Below are 15,947 nucleotides of genomic sequence, written 5' to 3' on the forward strand. Positions count from 1 at the left end.
CACCGGTGGACGAGCCTCGGGACAACCTGTGGACACTGGTGGGCGAGCATGTGCGCAGCGTGTGCACAGGCTGTGGACAACCGTTGGGGAATTCCCCGCCGTACGGCTCTGACCAGCGAAGACGCGATCCCCAGCCTGTGGAGGGGAAGTTTTCGGTCGGGTCTGTGAGTCGTTCGTCCCGTACTATCTCCAGCGAACGGCTACACCTGGACAGCGGATTGCGCTATCGGTTGAGAAGGGTCACGCTCCGGCCGTGAGTTACCGGGACTGGGGACGCGGGGAGGACAGCCCGCGCGAGCGCCAGCCGATCGCACCGTGGGACGAGCCCGCCTCGGGCGACCCGTACCGCTCCGGCGAGCGCCGACGCACGCGCGGCCAGCGGCGGGCCCTCGACCCGGGTGAGGAGGAGCCGGTCGACGACTACCTGCCGCGGTGGGCGCTGGAGTCCGGCGTCCGGCGGGCCGACGGCGGTGGGCGGCACGCCGCACCGGACGACGACGAGCCCGACCGCCCGCCTTCCGGCACCGGCTGGCGCACCGCCGAGACCACCAGCAGCTGGCGTCGGGTCCAGGAGACCAGCTGGCGCGAACTGCCCGCGATCGCCGCGGCCCCGGAGTCGGACCACACCCGGGAGTGGACGTTCGACCGTCCACAGGAGCAGGGGTACGTGGGAAACCGCCGGGCCGAATCGGCGGGCAACGACGAGCCGGTCTCCGGTTCCGTCGCGGAGCGGCGGCCCCGGCGTTCGCCGGCCGGTCGGCCGCCGGTGATCTGGTCCGGCGGCGAGGAGTCGTCCCCCGCGGCGGAGTCGACCCCGCGGCGGGAGCCCGACCGGCCGACCCGGCGCGCTCGTCGGGCGGCGGAGGAGGAGTCCTGGTCCCGTCCGGCCGCCGACCCGTGGGGGCGGGCGGCCACCCCGGCGGAGGATCCCGAGCCGGCGGTGGACCCCTGGGACGCCTCGGGCGTGCAGGAGTGGCTACCGGCGGCCGGGACGGACCGGTGGGACGGCACCGGTCAGTGGGAGCAGCCCGACATCGCCGGCCGCTGGGAGCAGCCGGACAGCACGGGCCAGTGGGACAGGTACACCGAGCCGCCCCAGTGGGACCGGACGGAACCGCCGCGGTCCGGGCGGTCCGCCGAGGCAGCGGGCTGGCCCGGCGCCGCGCGGGACGACGAGAGGTTCTGGTCGGGTACCCGGCTGGCGGGCGACGATCCGCGGTGGATGGATCCGCCCACCTCGGCGCCGCGCTCGCCGGTGGTCACGTACACCGCGCCGAGACCGCGCAGCTCGCCCGGCTCCTACGGGTCGACACGGCGCCGGGCGGAACCGGTCGGCGTCGCACGCGGTGCCGGCATGACGTCGGTACGCCGCCGGATCGAGGCGGCCGGGGCGGCTGGCTGGTCCCGCCGGCTGGAGGACGACCTGCTCGACCCGGATCCGGGCGGCTCGGTCCGGCCACTGCTCTACACCGCCACGTGCTACCTGATCCCGGCCGTGCTGATCTTCGTGTGGCTGCTGACGCTCGACGCCCAGGCGCCGGCGGGCTGCGTCACCGACATCAGTGGCGGCGGCTGCGACTCACCGCGAGCACGCGCCCTCGGGTCGCTCCTCACCGCCGCGCCGCGCTTCGGCCTGGCGCTGGTCAGCAGCCTGGTGGTCGCGGCGCTGCTGCGTCGGGTCGGGACGACCTGGCGTTCGACCACCATCGCGCTCGCCTCGGCGGTGGTGGGTGGCGGTCTCTCCACGGTGGTGATCAGCGCGGTGACCGGCCAACCGATCGGCTGACCTCCGAGAGCTGCTCGATGACGACCAGGGCCCGCACCGATCGCTCGGTGCGGGCCCTGGGTGGTGCAGGTGATGTCAGGAAGCGACGACGTTCAGGTTGAACGCTGCCGTCACCTCGGGGTGCAGCTTGATCCGCACCGGGTAGGCGCCGGTCGTCTTGATGTGACCGGGCACCTCCAGCCGGCGGCGGTCGAGGGTCGGACCGCCGGCCGCCTTGACGGCGTCGACGATCTCGGCCGGCGTGACCGAGCCGAAGAGCCGGCCACCGTCACCGGCGCGGGCCTTCAGGCTGACCTTCAGGCCCTCGAGCTGGCCCTTGACCTCGTTGGCGTGGCCGAGGTCGCGGATCTCCCGGGCCGAGCGGGCCCGCTTGATGACCGTGACCTGCTTCTCGGCACCCTTGGTCCAGCTGATCGCGAAGCCCTGCGGCAGCAGGTAGTTACGGCCGAAGCCGTCCTTCACCTCGACGATGTCGCCGGGGGCACCGAGACCGGAAACTTCCTGCGTCAGGATGATCTTCATGTCGGTGCCTCCTTTCAGCGGGCCGTCGCGGTGTACGGCAAGAGCGCCATCTCACGGGCGTTCTTGACCGCACGCGCGATCTGCCGCTGCTGCTGCGAGGTGACGCCGGTCACCCGCCGAGCGCGGATCTTGCCGCGGTCGGAGATGAACTTCCGCAGCAGCGCGGTGTCCTTGTAATCGATATAGGTGATCCCGTCCTTGTCGAGCGGGTTCACCTTCTTCTTCGGCTTGCGAAGTGCCGCAGCCTTGGCCATTGACCTTGCTCCTGGTTTGCGATCGCGGGCGCTCGGCGCCATTAGAACGGAGGCTCCTCGTCGAAGTTGCCGCCCGAACCAGCGCGCGACGGAGACGGTGCGGCCGAAGCCCAGGGGTCGTCGAAGTTGCCTCCGCCGCCACCCTGGCCACCACCACCACCACCGGAACCGAAGCCACCGCCGCCGCCACCGGAGCGCGACATCTTCTGCACCTTCGCCGTGGCGTAGCGCAGCGATGGGCCGATCTCGTCGACCTCGAGCTCGATGACGGTGCGCTTCTCACCCTCGCGGGTCTCGTACGACCGCTGACGCAGCCGACCCGAGACGATCACGCGGGCGCCCCGCTGGAGCGACTCGGCGACGTGCTCCGCCGCCTGCCGCCACACCGTGCAGGCCAGGAAGAGCGGCTCGCCGTCCTTCCATTCGCCGGACGCCTTGTCCATGAATCGGGGCGTCGAAGCGACCCGGAACTTGGCGACCGCAGCCCCGGAGGGGGTGAACCGCAACTCGGGGTCATCGGTCAGGTTGCCGATGACCGTGATGGTGGTGTCTCCTGCCATGACCATCTCCTCGCGCACTCATCGTCTGCGTAAAGGCTCTCAGAGCCGTACGACAGCGTCGATGAGGTTGATCCGGGCGAACCGGGGTTGAATGCTTAGCGCATCTCCGGCCGGATGACCTTGGTGCGCAGCACGGACTCGTTGAGTCGAAGCTGACGGTCCAGCTCGGCCACCGCCGCAGGCGTCGCCTGCAGGTCGATGACGGCGTAGATGCCCTCGGCCTTCTTGTTGATCTCGTACGCGAGGCGCCGGCGGCCCCACACATCGGTCTTCTCGACCGAGCCACCCGCGGTCCGGATCACGTTCAGGTACGTGTCGAGCGACGGGGCGACGGTGCGCTCCTCGAGGCTGGAGTCGAGGATCACCATGACTTCGTAATGACGCAAGACGTGCTCACCTCCTGTGGGCTAAGCGGCCACGGTCCTTCCGTGGCAGGAGGTCGTGCGTCGTGGCCCGCTCCGGGACCGGGGGAACCCGACCGGACGCGGACAACTGGACCAGGATACCCGGCCCGGTCGATCATGGCCTGGGTGGCCACTCGCGCCGGGTTCGTGGCGCGGCGACGGGGGCCCACTCCCGGACCATCAGGCCGGTAGCGGACCCCCGTCGACGGGGCCGCGGGGCGTCCCGTCCGCATTCCTTGGGTGGGACCTGGGGAGGAACGACCACACCGATGAGGTTGGACCGAAGACGCCCCGCGGAGCTTTATCGTGTTGTTATCTGACGATACAACGGCTGTTGTCGCTTGTCGGAGGAAATAGCACAAAATTCCAAGAATCTCGGATCGGCGTGCTCTGCTCGGTCCGGCGGGCCCTCGTCGCGCCGGGCCGCGCGACGAGGGGGCCCCGCTGTCGCAGGTGACCGACCAACCGGCGCGGCGGGCGTACCCGTCCGTCGGCCGGGCGAGCCGGCCTTCCATCCCACCTCATCAACGAGCGTCGGTCCGTCGGGTGACGTGCGCCCCGGCGAATCGACGGCGGGCGTCACCCCGCTCGTCGGACGTCCGACGTAGGCTCGCCTGCATGCGTATCGGAGCCCACGTCGATTCGACCGACCCGCTGGCGGAGGCGGCCGACCGAGCCGCCGACACCGTGCAGTTCTTCCTCTCCGACCCGCAGGGTTGGAAGGCGCCCAAGCCACGGGAGGACGCGGAGCGGCTGCGCGCCGCGGAGGTCGACATCTACGTGCACGCCCCCTATGTCATCAACGTGGCGACCCTCAACAACCGGATCCGGATCCCCAGCCGGAAGCTGCTGGTCGGGCACGCGACCGCAGCGGCGGCGGTGGGCGCGAAGGGGCTGATCGTCCACGGTGGGCACGTCAACGCCGGTGACGATCCGGCAATCGGGTTCGACAACTGGCGCAAGACCTTCGCCTACGCGGCCGACGCGGGCGGGTTCGGCGTGCCGGTCCTGATCGAGAACACCGCCGGCGGTGACAACGCCTGCGCCCGCCGGCTCGACGCGCTCGCCCGGCTCTGGGACGCGGTGGGCGACTACGAGGTGGGCTTCTGCCTGGACACCTGCCACGCCCACGCCGGCGGCGAGGAGTTGCTGGGGCTGGTCGACCGGGTCAAGGCGATCACCGGCCGGATCGACCTGGTCCACGCGAACAACTCCAAGGGCGCCTTCGGCTCCGGCCAGGACCGGCACGACAACCTCGACGGCGGGACGATCGATCCGGAGCTGGTGGTGGCGGTGATCCGGGCGGCCGACGCGCCGGTGGTCGTCGAGACACCCGGCGGTGTGGCCGGCCAGGCCGCCGACATCGCCTTCCTTCGGGAGCAGCTCGGCGCGGAGCGCCCGGCGGCATGACGACCGGACAGTCGGAGACCGGCGGCGCACCGTCCGCCACCGGCGACAACCCCGAGCGCCCGAGCACCCCCACCGCCACGACCGACGCCGAACGCACCCCCACCGGCGACGCGAAGGCCGGCACCACGGGTGGCGGCGCGACCGGCACCGGCCGCGACGCCAGCGCCGACGACAAGGCCGACGCCATGGGCCAGGCCGGCAGTGACAAGGCCAGCGCCGCCAGTAAGAGCGGCAGCGCCAAGGTCGACGCCGCCAGTGCCGAGGCCGCCAGTGCCAAGGTCGACGCCGCCAGCGAGACCGGCAGCGACAAGGACGGCAGTGACAAAGCCGGCACCGGGCGCGAGACCGCCGACGACAAGGCCGGCACCGGCACCGAGGACAAGAAACGAGCCGCCGGGAAGGACGCCACCGGCGACGCCGACCCGAAGGCCGACAAGAGCGACGCCGACGGCAAGGGGGAGGCGGCCAAGCCGGACCCGTGGGAGGCCTTCGGGCCCGCGCCGGAGCGGGTGCTGACCCGCCCCCGCCGGATCGTCCGGGCGATCGGCCGGTCCCTGGTCCACGAGTGGACGCTGGCGACGCTCGGCGCGCTCGCCCTCGCGGTGCTGATGACCTGGCCGACGCTGCGCTACCCGCGCTACACGCTGCCGCAGGACTACTGGGACCCGAGCCTGCAGTCCTGGCAGATGGCCTGGTCCGGGCACATCCTGCTGACCAACCCGGCGCAACTCTGGCAGTCCAACACCTTCTTCCCGGAGCTGTGGAGCTTCGCCTTCTCCGACACCCTGCTGGGCTACGCGCCGGCCGGCATGATCGGCAGCGGCCCCGAGGACGCCGTCCTGCGCTACAACATCATGTTCGTGCTGGCCCACGCGCTGGCGACGCTCGGGGCGTACGCGCTGGCCCGGCAGCTCGGCTCCGGCCGGATGGGCGCCGCCGTGGCCGGGGTCAGCTACGCGTACGCGCCGTGGCTGCTCGCCCAGGCCGGGCACCTGCACGTGCTCTCCAACGGGGGCATTCCGCTGGCGCTGGCCATGCTGGCCCGGGGCCACGGCTGGTCCCTGCGGCACGGCTACCGGCCGGAGCGCCGGCACGACGGCTGGATCTACGCCGGCTGGCTGGTGGCGGCGTGGCAGCTGAGCCTCGGGTTCGGGATCGGCCTGCCGTTCGCGTACTTCCTCGGCGCGACGGTGCTCGTCGCGGCTGTCACCTGGTACGTCCGGCGGACCTGGTTCTGGGCGGTGCGACGCCCGTTCGGCAAGCGGCTCGTCGTGGCCAACCTCGTCGGCGGGGCGCTCTTCGCCGGCGTCGGCCTGCTGATGGCGATCCCCTACTTCACCGTGACCGAGCTGCACCCGTACGCGGAGCGCAGCGTCGGCGACATCGCCATCTTCTCGCCGCCCGCGTCCGGCTTCGTCACCGCGCCCGCCGAGTCGCGGGTCTGGGGTGGGCTGCACGAGGGGGCCCGGGCCGCCCTGCCCTGGCACCCCGAGATGACCCTGCTGCCCGGTTTCGTGCTCTACGCGCTGGCCGCCGGTGGCCTGATCTTCTCGGTCTGGAAGCTGCGGCACCGGCTGCTGTTGCTGGCCGGGCTGCTCGCCACGATGGTGCTGGCCATGGGCACCCGGTTCTTCGGTGGCACCTTCACCTACATCCCGCTCTTCGAGCACCTGCCCGGCTGGAACGGCCTGCGTACCCCCGGCCGGCTGATGCTCTGGGCCACGCTGCTGCTCGGCCTGCTGGCGGCGGGTGCGGTCACCGCCCTCACCGACCGGGTACGCGAACTCGCCGCGCAGCGGGTCCCGTCCTGGCCGGGTCCGTGGCTGCGGCTGGCCACCCTGCTGCCGTTGCTGCTCGTGACGGTGGAGGGGCTGAACACCACGCCGCACCCGGTGGTCCCGGCCCAGCCGGCCGCCATGCGCCTGGTGGACGGCCCGCTGCTGGTCCTGCCGAGCAACCAGAGCCTCGACCAGCACGTGATGCTCTGGTCCACCACCCACTTCCAGGACGTGGTCAACGGTGGCAGCGGCTTCACCCCACGCCAGCTCGACGACGTCCGCCGGGTGACGCAGACGTTCCCCGACCAGACCAGCATCGACTACCTGCGCACCCTGGGCGTGCGCAACGTGGTGCTGCTGCGCGACCAGCTCGCGGGCACCCCCTGGGAGATAACCGTCGACACGCCGGTCGACTCGCTCGGCATCACCCGCGAGGAGATCGACGGCTCGGTGGTCTACCGGCTGTTCTGACCCCGGACCGCCGGCGCACCCGCGGGTGCGCCGGCGGTGGGCAGTCAGCGGGCGGCCGGCACCGGCTCAGCGGGTAGCACGGGGCTGCGCCGCCACCGGTTCCACCACGGTGCGTCCGGCGCGCCGTCGAGTACGCCGCCGTCCGGGTCGTCGGCGTAGGTGGCCCGCACGGCGTCCTGCTCCGGCTGCAGGATCTCGCGCACGATCAACACGCAGAGCACCACCACGGTGGTCAACCGCAGGGTGGCGGCGAGCACGAAGACGCCCTCCGGGAAGACCGGCCGGGAGGTGGCCGCCCCGAGCAGTTCCCCGTAGAACGCCGCGAAGTAGCAGACCTCGGCGAGCTGCCAGGCGAGGAAGGCGCCCCACTTGGGCCGGGCGAGCACCGCCAGCGGCAGCAGCCAGAGCACGAACTGCTGGGACCACACCTTGCTGAAGATCAGGAATGCGGCGACCACCAGGAACGCGACCTGGGCCAGGCGGGGGCGGCGCGGAGCCAGCAGCGCCAGCGCGGCCACGCCGAGGCACGCCAGCCCGAAGAGGGCGTACGACAGCAGGTTGAGGGTGGGGATGTTGGCGTTGAGCCACTCGAACGGCCCCAGGTCGGCCGGGTCCGCGCTGCCCACCTTTCCGTCCAGGTAGCGGCCGATGTACCAGAGCGTGCCCCAGTCGATGGGGCGGGTGCTGTTCAGCTCGAAGAACCGGTCCCAGTTCTCGCGGTACGGCAACGCCACCGGCAGGTTCACCGCGACCACCGCCACGACGGCCGCGACCACCGCGGTGAGGGCGGCGCGGAGCCGGTTCGCCCGGACCGCGAGCACCAGGATCGGGCCGAGCACGAAGAGCGGCCAGAGCTTCGCCGCGCCGGCGAGCCCGAGCAGCGCGCCGGCCAGCAGGGGCCGACGTCTTGCCCAGGCGAGCAGACCGAACGCGGCCAACCCGATGGCCAGCAGGTCCCAGTTCACGGTGGCGGTTAGCAGCAGGGCCGGCGCGAGGGCGAAGAGCGCGGCGTCCCAGGGTCGTCGCTTGCGCAGCGTCAGGATCACCGCCACCGTGGCCACGGCGAGCGCGCCGAGCACCAGCGCGTTCAGGTTGTAGAACCACATGCCCTGGTTGATGCCCGGGTCGTCGACGCCGAGGGCGTGCACGGGCAGCCCGAGCGCGCCCATGAAGTAGCCGGTCAGCACCGGGTACTCGACCGGGTGGTCACGGTAGGGCACCTTGCCCTCGTTGAGTCCCTCGGCGTAGTAGAGGGCGAGCACGTCGGTGTAGCAGAACCGGGTGTACTGGACGTTGTTCTGCCAGGCACCGTCCTGGCAGGGCGACTTCTGCACCCAGTGCAGGGCCAGGGCGAGGCAGGTGAGCGCCAGCACGATCCGGGCCGCGGTCCAGAAGCGGCGCTCCCGTCCCGCCGGCCGGTCGATCGCCACGGCGTGATCGCCGAGCGGGCCGCCGATCAGGCCGGAGATACCCCGGACGAAGGCGTCGGACCGGGACGGGTGGTCACTGGTACCGGCGTCGTCGAGGCCGGGCGTCGACTGGGTGCTCATGAAGAGGCATCCTGCCGTACGTCCGGCTCGGCGTCCCGTCGTGGCGGCGACATGCCGGTGCCTGGAACGGCGCCGGCGGCGGTTGAGCTGGGATCAGTCCCGGTATGTCGGTGAAGTACTCGGCAACAGCCCACCACCGTTGCCGCCCGGCCGCGGACCGAACGGGTCGGTGGGGTTCCCACCGCCGTTGTTCCCGCCGTTGTTGCCACCGTTGTTGCCGCCGTTGTTCTGGCAGAAGATCGACAGCGGGTCGGGGCAGCCCGGCGGCGGCTGGACCGGCGGGGGCGGCGGCGCCTCGCCGTTGCCGGAGTTCGGGTCACCGATGTTCGCCGCCGGCGGGAAGTCCATCTCCTTCTCACCCTTGAGCGCGTCGTCCATGAACCGTTCCCAGATCGCACCCGGCATGCCGGAGCCACTGATCCGGGTGCCGTCCTTCGTCTTGAGCGGCTCCCGCTTGTTCACGTTGCCCACCCAGACCGCCGTGGCCAACTGCGGGGTGTAGCCGATCATCCAGGCGTCGCCGTTCTCGGGGCTGTCTGCCTTCTGCTCCCAGGTGCCGGTCTTGGAGGCGGCCTTGCGGCCGTCGTCCAGCCGGTGGTTGACCTGCGCCGGGTACTGCTCCAACACCGAGGTCACGTCGGCGACGACGTCCTTCTCGATCCGCTGTTCGCCCTTGAGCTTCTCGCCGCCAACCTTCTTCCACTTGCCGGTCACTTCGTCCTGCTGCTCCACCGAGTACAGGAAGTGAGCCTTGTGGTAGACGCCCTGGTTGGCGAAGGTGGCGACGCCGTTGGCGTGGTCCAGCACGGTGATCGGGTACTGCCCGTAGCCGACCACGTGGAAGAAGGGTGACGGGGCGATGTCCTTCGGGTCGGTCTTGGTCAGGTCGTAGGACTTGGCCGGGTTGGTGTCGGTACGCCACATGGTGGTGACGCCGGCCCTCTTGGCCATGTCGATGACCTTGTCCGGGCCGATCTCCTCGGTGACGTGGTAGAACGGCACGTTCAGCGACTTCAGCGTGGAGACCTTCAGGGTGCAGGAGTTACCGCAGGACGGATTGTCGGTGCCCGCGTTGCTCACCTTGAACTTGGTGTCCGGGGGCGTGAAGGCCCGCCCCTTCCAGCGCGACTCGAGCGCCTTGCCGGCCTTGAGGGCCGCGGCGAGAGTGTAGATCTTGAAACTGGAGCCGGGCGAGTGCCCGCCGGTCAGGTTGCCGTTGGAGTCGGTGTTCTTGCCGGCGTAGTCGGTGCCGGTGCCGGTGTCGCCGCCGTAGTAGGCGCGCACCCGACCGTTGGCCGGGTCGATCGCCACCACCGCGGCCATCAGGTTCTTGGGCTGACCGGCCAGCTCCGAACCCTTCATCTTGCGCTGCGCGGCCGCAAGAGCGGCCTTCTGGGTCGTCACATCGATCGTGGTCCGGATCCGGTAGCCGCCGGACATCAGCGCCTGCGAGCAGAGCATCTTGGTGTCGGTGACGTCGGCTTCCTTGTCGACGCAGATGCCCTGGTCCCGCATCTCGGTCTTGACGTAGTTGATCACGTTGCCGTAGGGGGTGTTCACGCCGTAATCGACGCCGACGCCGCCGCTCTTGGGGCTCTGAAGGGTCTTCGTCGGGTACTCGGTGGGCGCCGGCGGCTTACCGGGGGCGTTCAGCCACCCCTCCTGGACCATGCCGCTGATGACGTAGTCCCACCGACCCTTGGCGTCGGTCGGGTTGATCGCCGGGTCGTACCCCTTGTGGCTGGCGCTCGGCTCCGGTTGCTTGATGAGCGCGGCGAGCACCGCACCCTCCGCCGGGGTCACCTTGCTCACCGACTTGCCGAAGTACTTCTGCGCCGCCGCCTCGATGCCGTACGCACCACGGCCGAAGTAGATCACGTTGAGGTAGTGCTGCATGATCTGCGGCTTGGTGTACTCGTCGTTCAGCTTGGAGGCGAGGATCGCCTCCTTGACCTTCCGGGCGTAGGTGTCGTCCTTCAGGTTGTCGTAGGCGTTGCGGGCGTACTGCTGGGTGATGGTCGAGGCACCCTGCTTGTCACCGCCGCTGACGTTGTTCCAGGCGGCTCGTGCGATGCCCTTGTAGTCCACACCGGAGTGCCGGTAGAAGTTCCGGTCCTCGGCTGCCGCCACCGCGTCCTGCACGTGCTGCGGGATCTGCTCGATGGTGACCAGCGTGCGGTTCTCCTCGCCCACCTTCGCGATGGGGGTCTTGTTGTCGAAGGCGTAGAGGGTCGTCGCCTGCGGCGGGGTGATCTCGTCGGGCAGCACCACGTTGGTCGAGTAGTAGGTGAAGCCGACCACGCCGAGTCCGGCGAGCATGATGAAGACCGCGAAGCCGGCGATCAGCATGTTCATCCGCTTGCGCTTCTTCGCCCGCGCCGCTCCAGCGGGATCACCTGCGCCGCGACGGCCGCGCCCCGGTCCGCCGGGGCCACCCGGCCCACCCGGTCCGCCGGGGCCACCCGGTCCGCCGGAGACCGGGGAGACACTCGCCCGGGCCACCGTGGCGCGGCCGGCGGAGCCACCGACCGACGCCGAGCCGACGCTCGCCCGTCCGGCCGACGCCGCACCGACTGACGCAGCACCGACGGAGGCGCGACCGGCCGGGCCGGCCGGGGAGACCGGCACCGACGCGCGGCCCGCCCGCCCGGGTGCCGGGGAGACCGGCACCGAGGCCCGGCCACCGCCGGCGCGGCCGACCGATGCCGCGCCGACCGATGCCGAGCCGGCGGCGCCGGCGGCGCGCGGGGTCACCGTGGCCCGTCCACCCGGGCTGCCGCCGGTCGGCGCCACCGAGGCGCGTCCGGCGGAGGCCGAGCCGTCCTGAGCCGACCAGCTGCCCGCCCGTGCGTCACCGCCGGAGCGGCGGTAGGGATCGTCCGCCCCCCGCCCGGGGTCGCCGCTCGGATTGGGGATCTGGGCCCGCCCACGCGAACTGGGATCGCCGTACGAGTTCATTCCTCACACCCTGCCGGTCGCGGTGGGGCGCCGCTGCGCCGCCACCGGGTTGCCGTGAGCTGCTTCACGCGTCGTCGTGGCACGGGGGTGCCGGACGCGTGGCGTCGTACCCGAATCAATCGGGCTTATCAGACCAATCAACCGTCGCCTGTCCCGGCGGTTCCGCACGGCACCGGGGCCGGTCGATCGGGCTGGGGTCACCGTTGAGCCCCTCGCCTTCGCCGTACCGGACCGGTGCCGCCGGTGGGTTCGCCACCCACCGCGTCGCGCTCCGGACCCGCCTCGCTGCCTCCGGCAAGCCCGTCCCGGCCGAGCAGGTACTGCTCGACGAGATGGTTCCAGTCACAACCGAGGCACACCTCCACAACGAAGACCTGGAACTCACGTAGCGTCATCGCCAGCGGAGCCAACTCCGCCAGCGTCCGGGCCTGGCCGGCGGACTGCTTGAGTTCGTCTCCGTAAATGTAGTGGACGTGGATCAGATTCTCGCTCCGGCAGATCGGGCAGCGCTCGTCGGTCGGCTCCCCGTGGAACCGAGCCGCGTTCTTCAGGTACGGAGAGGCGTCACACACGTCGTACGTGCCGACCCGACTGGCCAGGAGGTCACGCAGCACCGCTCGCTTCTGAAGCGAGTAGTCGACGACCTGGCGCTGCGTACGCATGCGGAAGAGGGTACGCGGTCCGGCCGGACGAGGCGACCACGGTGACGATCCGTGACCGCAGGAACCCGAATTCGGGGTTTGCCCTGATCGGAGCGAGCCGCTAACGTGCGATGTATCGGTCCGATACATCGCGGCGGTTACCCGCTCCGCGCAGAGGGTAAGAGAGGGCGGCCCCGTGCTCGAGTTCGCCATCCTCGGCCTCCTGCAGGAGTCTCCGATGCATGGCTACGAGCTGCGCAAGGAGTTGGCCGCCAAACTCGGCGCGTTCCGGGCGGCGATCAGCTACGGCTCGCTCTACCCGACCCTGCGACGGCTGCAGGCGGCGGGCTGGATCACCGAAGCGGCCGAGACGCCCGCCACCGCCGAGGAGGTTCCCGCGCTGACCACCCGACGTGGTCGGGTGGTCTACAAAATCACCGCGGAAGGCAAGGAACGCTTCGCTCAACTGATCGCACAGGCGGGGCCCGAGACGTACGACGACACGGGCTTCGGTGTGCACTTCGCGTTCTTCGCCCGGACCGACCAGGCGACCCGACTGCGCATCCTGGAGGGTCGCCGCCGCAAGATCGAGGAGCGTCGCGAAGGACTTCGTGACGTGCTGGGCCGGGCGGCCGAGCGCCTCGACGCTTACACCCTGGAACTGCAGCGCCACGGCCTCGACGCCTGTGAGCGTGAGGTCCGCTGGCTGGAGGAGCTCATCGCCAACGAGCGCTCCGGCCGAGCCCCGACGGTCCCGCAACCCGGGACGGCCGGCGGTCGACGAGAAGACAACAGCCCGCCCCCGCCTGGAGAGACCAGGACAGAGCGGCCGTGACAGAGAAGAAGGAGGCAGACGCTATGGGCTCCGTCCGCGTCGCCATCGTCGGTGTGGGTAACTGCGCCTCGTCCCTGATCCAGGGCGTCGAGTACTACCGGAACGCCGACCCCAACGACCGCGTCCCGGGTCTCATGCACGTCACCTTCGGCGACTACCACGTCTCCGACGTGGAGTTCGTCGCGGCGTTCGACGTTGACGCCAAGAAGGTGGGCATGGACCTCGCGGAGGCGATCGTCGCCAGCGAGAACAACACCATCAAGCTCTGCGACGTGCCGCCGACCGGCGTCAGCGTGCAGCGCGGTCCGACCTTCGACGGTCTGGGCCAGTACTACCGCGAGATCGTCGAGGAGTCCGACGCCACCCCGGTCGACGTGGCGCAGGCGCTGCGCGACGCGCGGGTCGACGTGGTCGTCTCCTACCTGCCGGTCGGCTCCGAGCAGGCCGACAAGTTCTACGCCCAGGCTGCGATCGACGCCGGCTGCGCGTTCGTGAACGCCCTGCCGGTCTTCATCGCCTCCGACCCGGAGTGGGCGCAGAAGTTCGTCGACGCCGGCCTGCCGATCGTGGGCGACGACATCAAGAGCCAGGTCGGTGCCACCATCGTGCACCGCGCCCTGGCGAAGCTCTTCGAGGACCGCGGCGTCGAGCTGCTGCGCACCTACCAGCTCAACTTCGGCGGCAACATGGACTTTATGAACATGTTGGAGCGCAACCGGCTGGTCTCCAAGAAGATCTCCAAGACCCAGTCGGTGACCTCCCAGATCCCGCACGAGATGAGCAAGAGCGACGTGCACATCGGCCCGTCGGACCACGTGCCGTGGCTCGACGACCGCAAGTGGGCCTACATCCGGCTGGAGGGTCGCTCGTTCGGCGATACCCCGCTGAACGCCGAGCTCAAGCTCGAGGTCTGGGACTCCCCCAACTCGGCCGGCGTCATCATCGACGCCGTGCGCGCCGCCAAGATCGCCCTGGACCGGAAGATCGGCGGCCCGATCCTGTCGGCCTCGTCGTACTTCATGAAGTCCCCGCCCGTGCAGTACGCCGACCACGACGCGCACGCCGCAGTCGAGGCGTTCATCGCCGGTGAGGTCGAGCGCTGACGCGCTGACCAGCAGCACCGTCGAGGGCCGGGTCCGTACGGACCCGGCCCTCGCGTCGTCAGCGGCCGGCTGATCACGAACGCCACCACGTCGCCGGCCACCGGCCGGTGCATCGACCAATCGGCCGGCCGCCGGTCAGCCGAGCAGGGCCCGCTCGAAGTCGACCCGGGCCTCCAGCTCGAGCAGGTAGCGCTTGCGGTCCAGGCCGCCGCCGAAACCCACCAGCTTCGCCCCGGCGCCGACGATCCGGTGACACGGCACGATGACCGGGACCGGGTTGCGGTTGCAGGCCACCCCGACGGCCCGGGCCGCCCCTGGGTCACCCACCCGGCGCGCGACCTCGCCGTAGGTCAACGTCTGCCCGTAGGGAATGCGGGTCATCTCGCGCCACACCGCCCGCTCGAAGTCGGAGCCCCGCGGGATCGACAGCGGCACGGTGAACCCGGTCAGGTCGCCGGCGAAGTAGGCCCGCAGCTCGTCGACCGCCTGCCGGGACAGCTCGTGGTCCGGCTCGTCGAGCCCCGACTCGACCCGACCGAAGTGGGTTCCGCAGACGCTGTCGCCGTCGGTGGCGACGGAGAACTCCCCGATCGGTGAGTCGAGCACGGTCCAGCGCATCCACCCATTCTCCTCGTCACGCCGGGCCGGGACCACCCGCCTACCAGCGCCGGGTCGAGCGCCACTCGTCGGCCGCCCGGATCGCCGCCCTCGCCGCGGCCCGCTCGGCCCGGATCTGGTCCCGGTGGCGGAAGCCGTGGTAGAGCTTGCCTCCCGCGATGATCGGGAGCAGCAGAGCCGCGTAGAAGATCACCGTTCGCCCGTCGTCACCGACACGGATCAGGTGGTACGCGTAGTAGCCGGCGAGGGCGGCGCCGAGGCCGGCGAACGCCCGGTCGACCCGCGAGGTGGTGGCGAAGGACGTGACCGCGACGGCCGACAGCACGACTGCGGTCAGCAGCAGGGCGACGACGTAGAGAGCTATCACCACGGACAATGCGGACCACCCTCGATTGCGGCGACCATCCGCCGGGACCCAGGGCGGCGGCGTCGACAATAGTCCAACGAAGATCGTCGGGGGGCCCCGTCCAACCGCCTCCGTTGCCCGTCACGGCCCGGCCCCGGACGTTGCAGGGCGTCGATATCGTCCAGGTCGTGGCCACGGGGACCCTCATCTTTCTGATCATCGGCGGTGCGGGCATCGCGGTGCTCGCCCTCGCCCTGCTCGGCACGGAACTGCTCCACTTCGGCGGCGCCGACGGGCCGATCCCGATCGAGACGGTCGCCGGCTTCGCCGGCGCGTTCGGCTTCGGCGCGGCGATCGTCAACGAGCTGCTCGGAGGGCGTACCACCGGGGCGGTCGCGGTGGCGGCCGCCGGCGGCGCGCTCGCCGCGGTGCCCGCCGCCTGGATCGCGTCCCGGATCAGCCGGGCGGCCCGGAACATGCCCACCGATCCCACCCCCACCCGCGACCACCTGGTCGGCGCGCTGGGCCTGGTGGTCACCCCGGTGCCGGCGGACGGCTACGGCGAGGTCCGGCTACGGGTGGCCGGCCAGCCGGTCAAGCTCAACGCCCGCGCCGACCAGCCCATCCCGCTCGGCGCCCAGATCTTCGTCGTCCAGGCGCTGAGCGAGACCAGCGTGCACGTCGAGACCTACTGAACAACCCCTTCGCAGA

General features: G+C 71.0%; 16 protein-coding genes. 7 read left to right on the forward strand and 9 right to left on the reverse strand.

What is annotated here, in order from left to right; all coding sequences use genetic code 11:
• The first annotated feature begins 253 nt into the window (after window positions 1–253).
• The gene (locus tag ACIBBA_RS18910) at window positions 254–1,786 is read left to right on the forward strand and encodes a hypothetical protein (RefSeq protein WP_396698795.1); all 1,533 of its coding nucleotides are present in this window, start codon (window positions 254–256) and stop codon (window positions 1,784–1,786) included.
• A 75-nt stretch (window positions 1,787–1,861) separates the two neighbouring features.
• Here ACIBBA_RS18910 and rplI read toward each other — a convergent pair whose 3' ends face one another.
• From rplI to rpsF, 4 genes are all read right to left on the reverse strand, one after another.
• The gene (gene rplI, locus ACIBBA_RS18915) at window positions 1,862–2,308 is read right to left on the reverse strand and encodes a 50S ribosomal protein L9 (RefSeq protein ID WP_396698797.1); all 447 of its coding nucleotides are present in this window, start codon (window positions 2,306–2,308) and stop codon (window positions 1,862–1,864) included.
• Window positions 2,309–2,322: 14 nt separating this feature from the next.
• Window positions 2,323–2,562 (reverse strand): 30S ribosomal protein S18, encoded by a 240-nt coding sequence (gene rpsR / locus ACIBBA_RS18920; RefSeq protein WP_007073789.1) that lies wholly within the window; start codon window positions 2,560–2,562, stop codon window positions 2,323–2,325.
• Window positions 2,563–2,603: 41 nt separating this feature from the next.
• A complete protein-coding gene (locus ACIBBA_RS18925) occupies window positions 2,604–3,140 on the reverse strand; it encodes a single-stranded DNA-binding protein (protein ID WP_396698801.1) in 537 nt (178 codons plus the stop codon).
• A gap of 77 nt (window positions 3,141–3,217) precedes the next feature.
• The gene (gene rpsF, locus ACIBBA_RS18930; RefSeq protein WP_117668160.1) at window positions 3,218–3,508 is read right to left on the reverse strand and encodes a 30S ribosomal protein S6; all 291 of its coding nucleotides are present in this window, start codon (window positions 3,506–3,508) and stop codon (window positions 3,218–3,220) included.
• Window positions 3,509–4,144: 636 nt separating this feature from the next.
• Between rpsF and ACIBBA_RS18935 the strand changes: the two genes are divergently transcribed.
• Both ACIBBA_RS18935 and ACIBBA_RS18940 read left to right on the forward strand, forming a co-directional pair.
• On the forward strand, window positions 4,145–4,936 hold the full coding sequence (locus tag ACIBBA_RS18935; protein WP_396698803.1) for a deoxyribonuclease IV: 792 nt from the start codon (window positions 4,145–4,147) through the stop codon (window positions 4,934–4,936).
• Window positions 4,933–7,185 carry a hypothetical protein gene (locus ACIBBA_RS18940; protein WP_396698805.1) on the forward strand — a complete coding sequence of 751 codons (2,253 nt, stop codon included), beginning with the start codon at window positions 4,933–4,935 and terminating at the stop codon, window positions 7,183–7,185. The genes ACIBBA_RS18935 and ACIBBA_RS18940 overlap by 4 nt, the downstream gene beginning before the upstream one ends.
• A 44-nt stretch (window positions 7,186–7,229) precedes the next feature.
• On the opposite strand, the gene ACIBBA_RS18945 is transcribed toward ACIBBA_RS18940, so the two are convergent.
• Window positions 7,230–8,735, reverse strand: a complete 1,506-nt coding sequence (locus tag ACIBBA_RS18945; protein ID WP_396698808.1) for a glycosyltransferase family 87 protein — start codon at window positions 8,733–8,735, stop codon at window positions 7,230–7,232.
• A 93-nt stretch (window positions 8,736–8,828) separates the two neighbouring features.
• The gene (locus ACIBBA_RS18950) at window positions 8,829–11,090 is read right to left on the reverse strand and encodes a transglycosylase domain-containing protein (RefSeq protein ID WP_396698809.1); all 2,262 of its coding nucleotides are present in this window, start codon (window positions 11,088–11,090) and stop codon (window positions 8,829–8,831) included.
• A 148-nt stretch (window positions 11,091–11,238) separates the two neighbouring features.
• Between ACIBBA_RS18950 and ACIBBA_RS18955 the strand changes: the two genes are divergently transcribed.
• Window positions 11,239–11,562: a hypothetical protein gene (locus ACIBBA_RS18955; protein WP_396698811.1), complete on the forward strand. Its 324-nt coding sequence runs from the start codon at window positions 11,239–11,241 to the stop codon at window positions 11,560–11,562.
• 328 nt (window positions 11,563–11,890) lie between these two features.
• On the opposite strand, the gene ACIBBA_RS18960 is transcribed toward ACIBBA_RS18955, so the two are convergent.
• On the reverse strand, window positions 11,891–12,355 hold the full coding sequence (locus ACIBBA_RS18960) for a DUF5318 domain-containing protein (RefSeq protein WP_396698813.1): 465 nt from the start codon (window positions 12,353–12,355) through the stop codon (window positions 11,891–11,893).
• Between the two features lie 175 nt (window positions 12,356–12,530).
• On the opposite strand from ACIBBA_RS18960, the gene ACIBBA_RS18965 reads away from it, so the two are divergent.
• Window positions 12,531–13,169 (forward strand): PadR family transcriptional regulator, encoded by a 639-nt coding sequence (locus tag ACIBBA_RS18965; protein WP_350868720.1) that lies wholly within the window; start codon window positions 12,531–12,533, stop codon window positions 13,167–13,169.
• A gap of 23 nt (window positions 13,170–13,192) precedes the next feature.
• Window positions 13,193–14,272 carry an inositol-3-phosphate synthase gene (locus tag ACIBBA_RS18970; protein ID WP_396698814.1) on the forward strand — a complete coding sequence of 360 codons (1,080 nt, stop codon included), beginning with the start codon at window positions 13,193–13,195 and terminating at the stop codon, window positions 14,270–14,272.
• 135 nt (window positions 14,273–14,407) lie between these two features.
• Here ACIBBA_RS18970 and ACIBBA_RS18975 read toward each other — a convergent pair whose 3' ends face one another.
• Window positions 14,408–14,890: a methylated-DNA--[protein]-cysteine S-methyltransferase gene (locus tag ACIBBA_RS18975; protein ID WP_396698816.1), complete on the reverse strand. Its 483-nt coding sequence runs from the start codon at window positions 14,888–14,890 to the stop codon at window positions 14,408–14,410.
• A 40-nt stretch (window positions 14,891–14,930) separates the two neighbouring features.
• The gene (locus tag ACIBBA_RS18980; RefSeq protein ID WP_396698818.1) at window positions 14,931–15,260 is read right to left on the reverse strand and encodes a hypothetical protein; all 330 of its coding nucleotides are present in this window, start codon (window positions 15,258–15,260) and stop codon (window positions 14,931–14,933) included.
• A gap of 164 nt (window positions 15,261–15,424) precedes the next feature.
• Between ACIBBA_RS18980 and ACIBBA_RS18985 the strand changes: the two genes are divergently transcribed.
• Window positions 15,425–15,931, forward strand: a complete 507-nt coding sequence (locus ACIBBA_RS18985; protein WP_350868714.1) for a hypothetical protein — start codon at window positions 15,425–15,427, stop codon at window positions 15,929–15,931.
• Window positions 15,932–15,947 lie beyond the last annotated feature (16 nt).

It is taken from the genome of Micromonospora sp. NPDC051006 (assembly GCF_044456245.1).
Taxonomy (GTDB): Bacteria; Actinomycetota; Actinomycetes; order Mycobacteriales; family Micromonosporaceae; genus Micromonospora.

Bases quoted from the DNA above. Each gene is read 5' to 3' on its own strand.
- rplI (WP_396698797.1), bottom strand. From the start codon at position 2,308: ATGAAGATCATCCTGACGCAGGAAGTTTCCGGTCTCGGTGCCCCCGGC.
- rpsR (WP_007073789.1), bottom strand. From the start codon at position 2,562: ATGGCCAAGGCTGCGGCACTTCGCAAGCCGAAGAAGAAGGTGAACCCG.
- ACIBBA_RS18935 (WP_396698803.1), top strand. From the start codon at position 4,145: ATGCGTATCGGAGCCCACGTCGATTCGACCGACCCGCTGGCGGAGGCG.
- ACIBBA_RS18940 (WP_396698805.1), top strand. From the start codon at position 4,933: ATGACGACCGGACAGTCGGAGACCGGCGGCGCACCGTCCGCCACCGGC.
- ACIBBA_RS18945 (WP_396698808.1), bottom strand. From the start codon at position 8,735: ATGAGCACCCAGTCGACGCCCGGCCTCGACGACGCCGGTACCAGTGAC.
- ACIBBA_RS18950 (WP_396698809.1), bottom strand. From the start codon at position 11,090: ATGAACATGCTGATCGCCGGCTTCGCGGTCTTCATCATGCTCGCCGGA.
- ACIBBA_RS18960 (WP_396698813.1), bottom strand. From the start codon at position 12,355: ATGCGTACGCAGCGCCAGGTCGTCGACTACTCGCTTCAGAAGCGAGCG.
- ACIBBA_RS18970 (WP_396698814.1), top strand. From the start codon at position 13,193: ATGGGCTCCGTCCGCGTCGCCATCGTCGGTGTGGGTAACTGCGCCTCG.
- ACIBBA_RS18975 (WP_396698816.1), bottom strand. From the start codon at position 14,890: ATGCGCTGGACCGTGCTCGACTCACCGATCGGGGAGTTCTCCGTCGCC.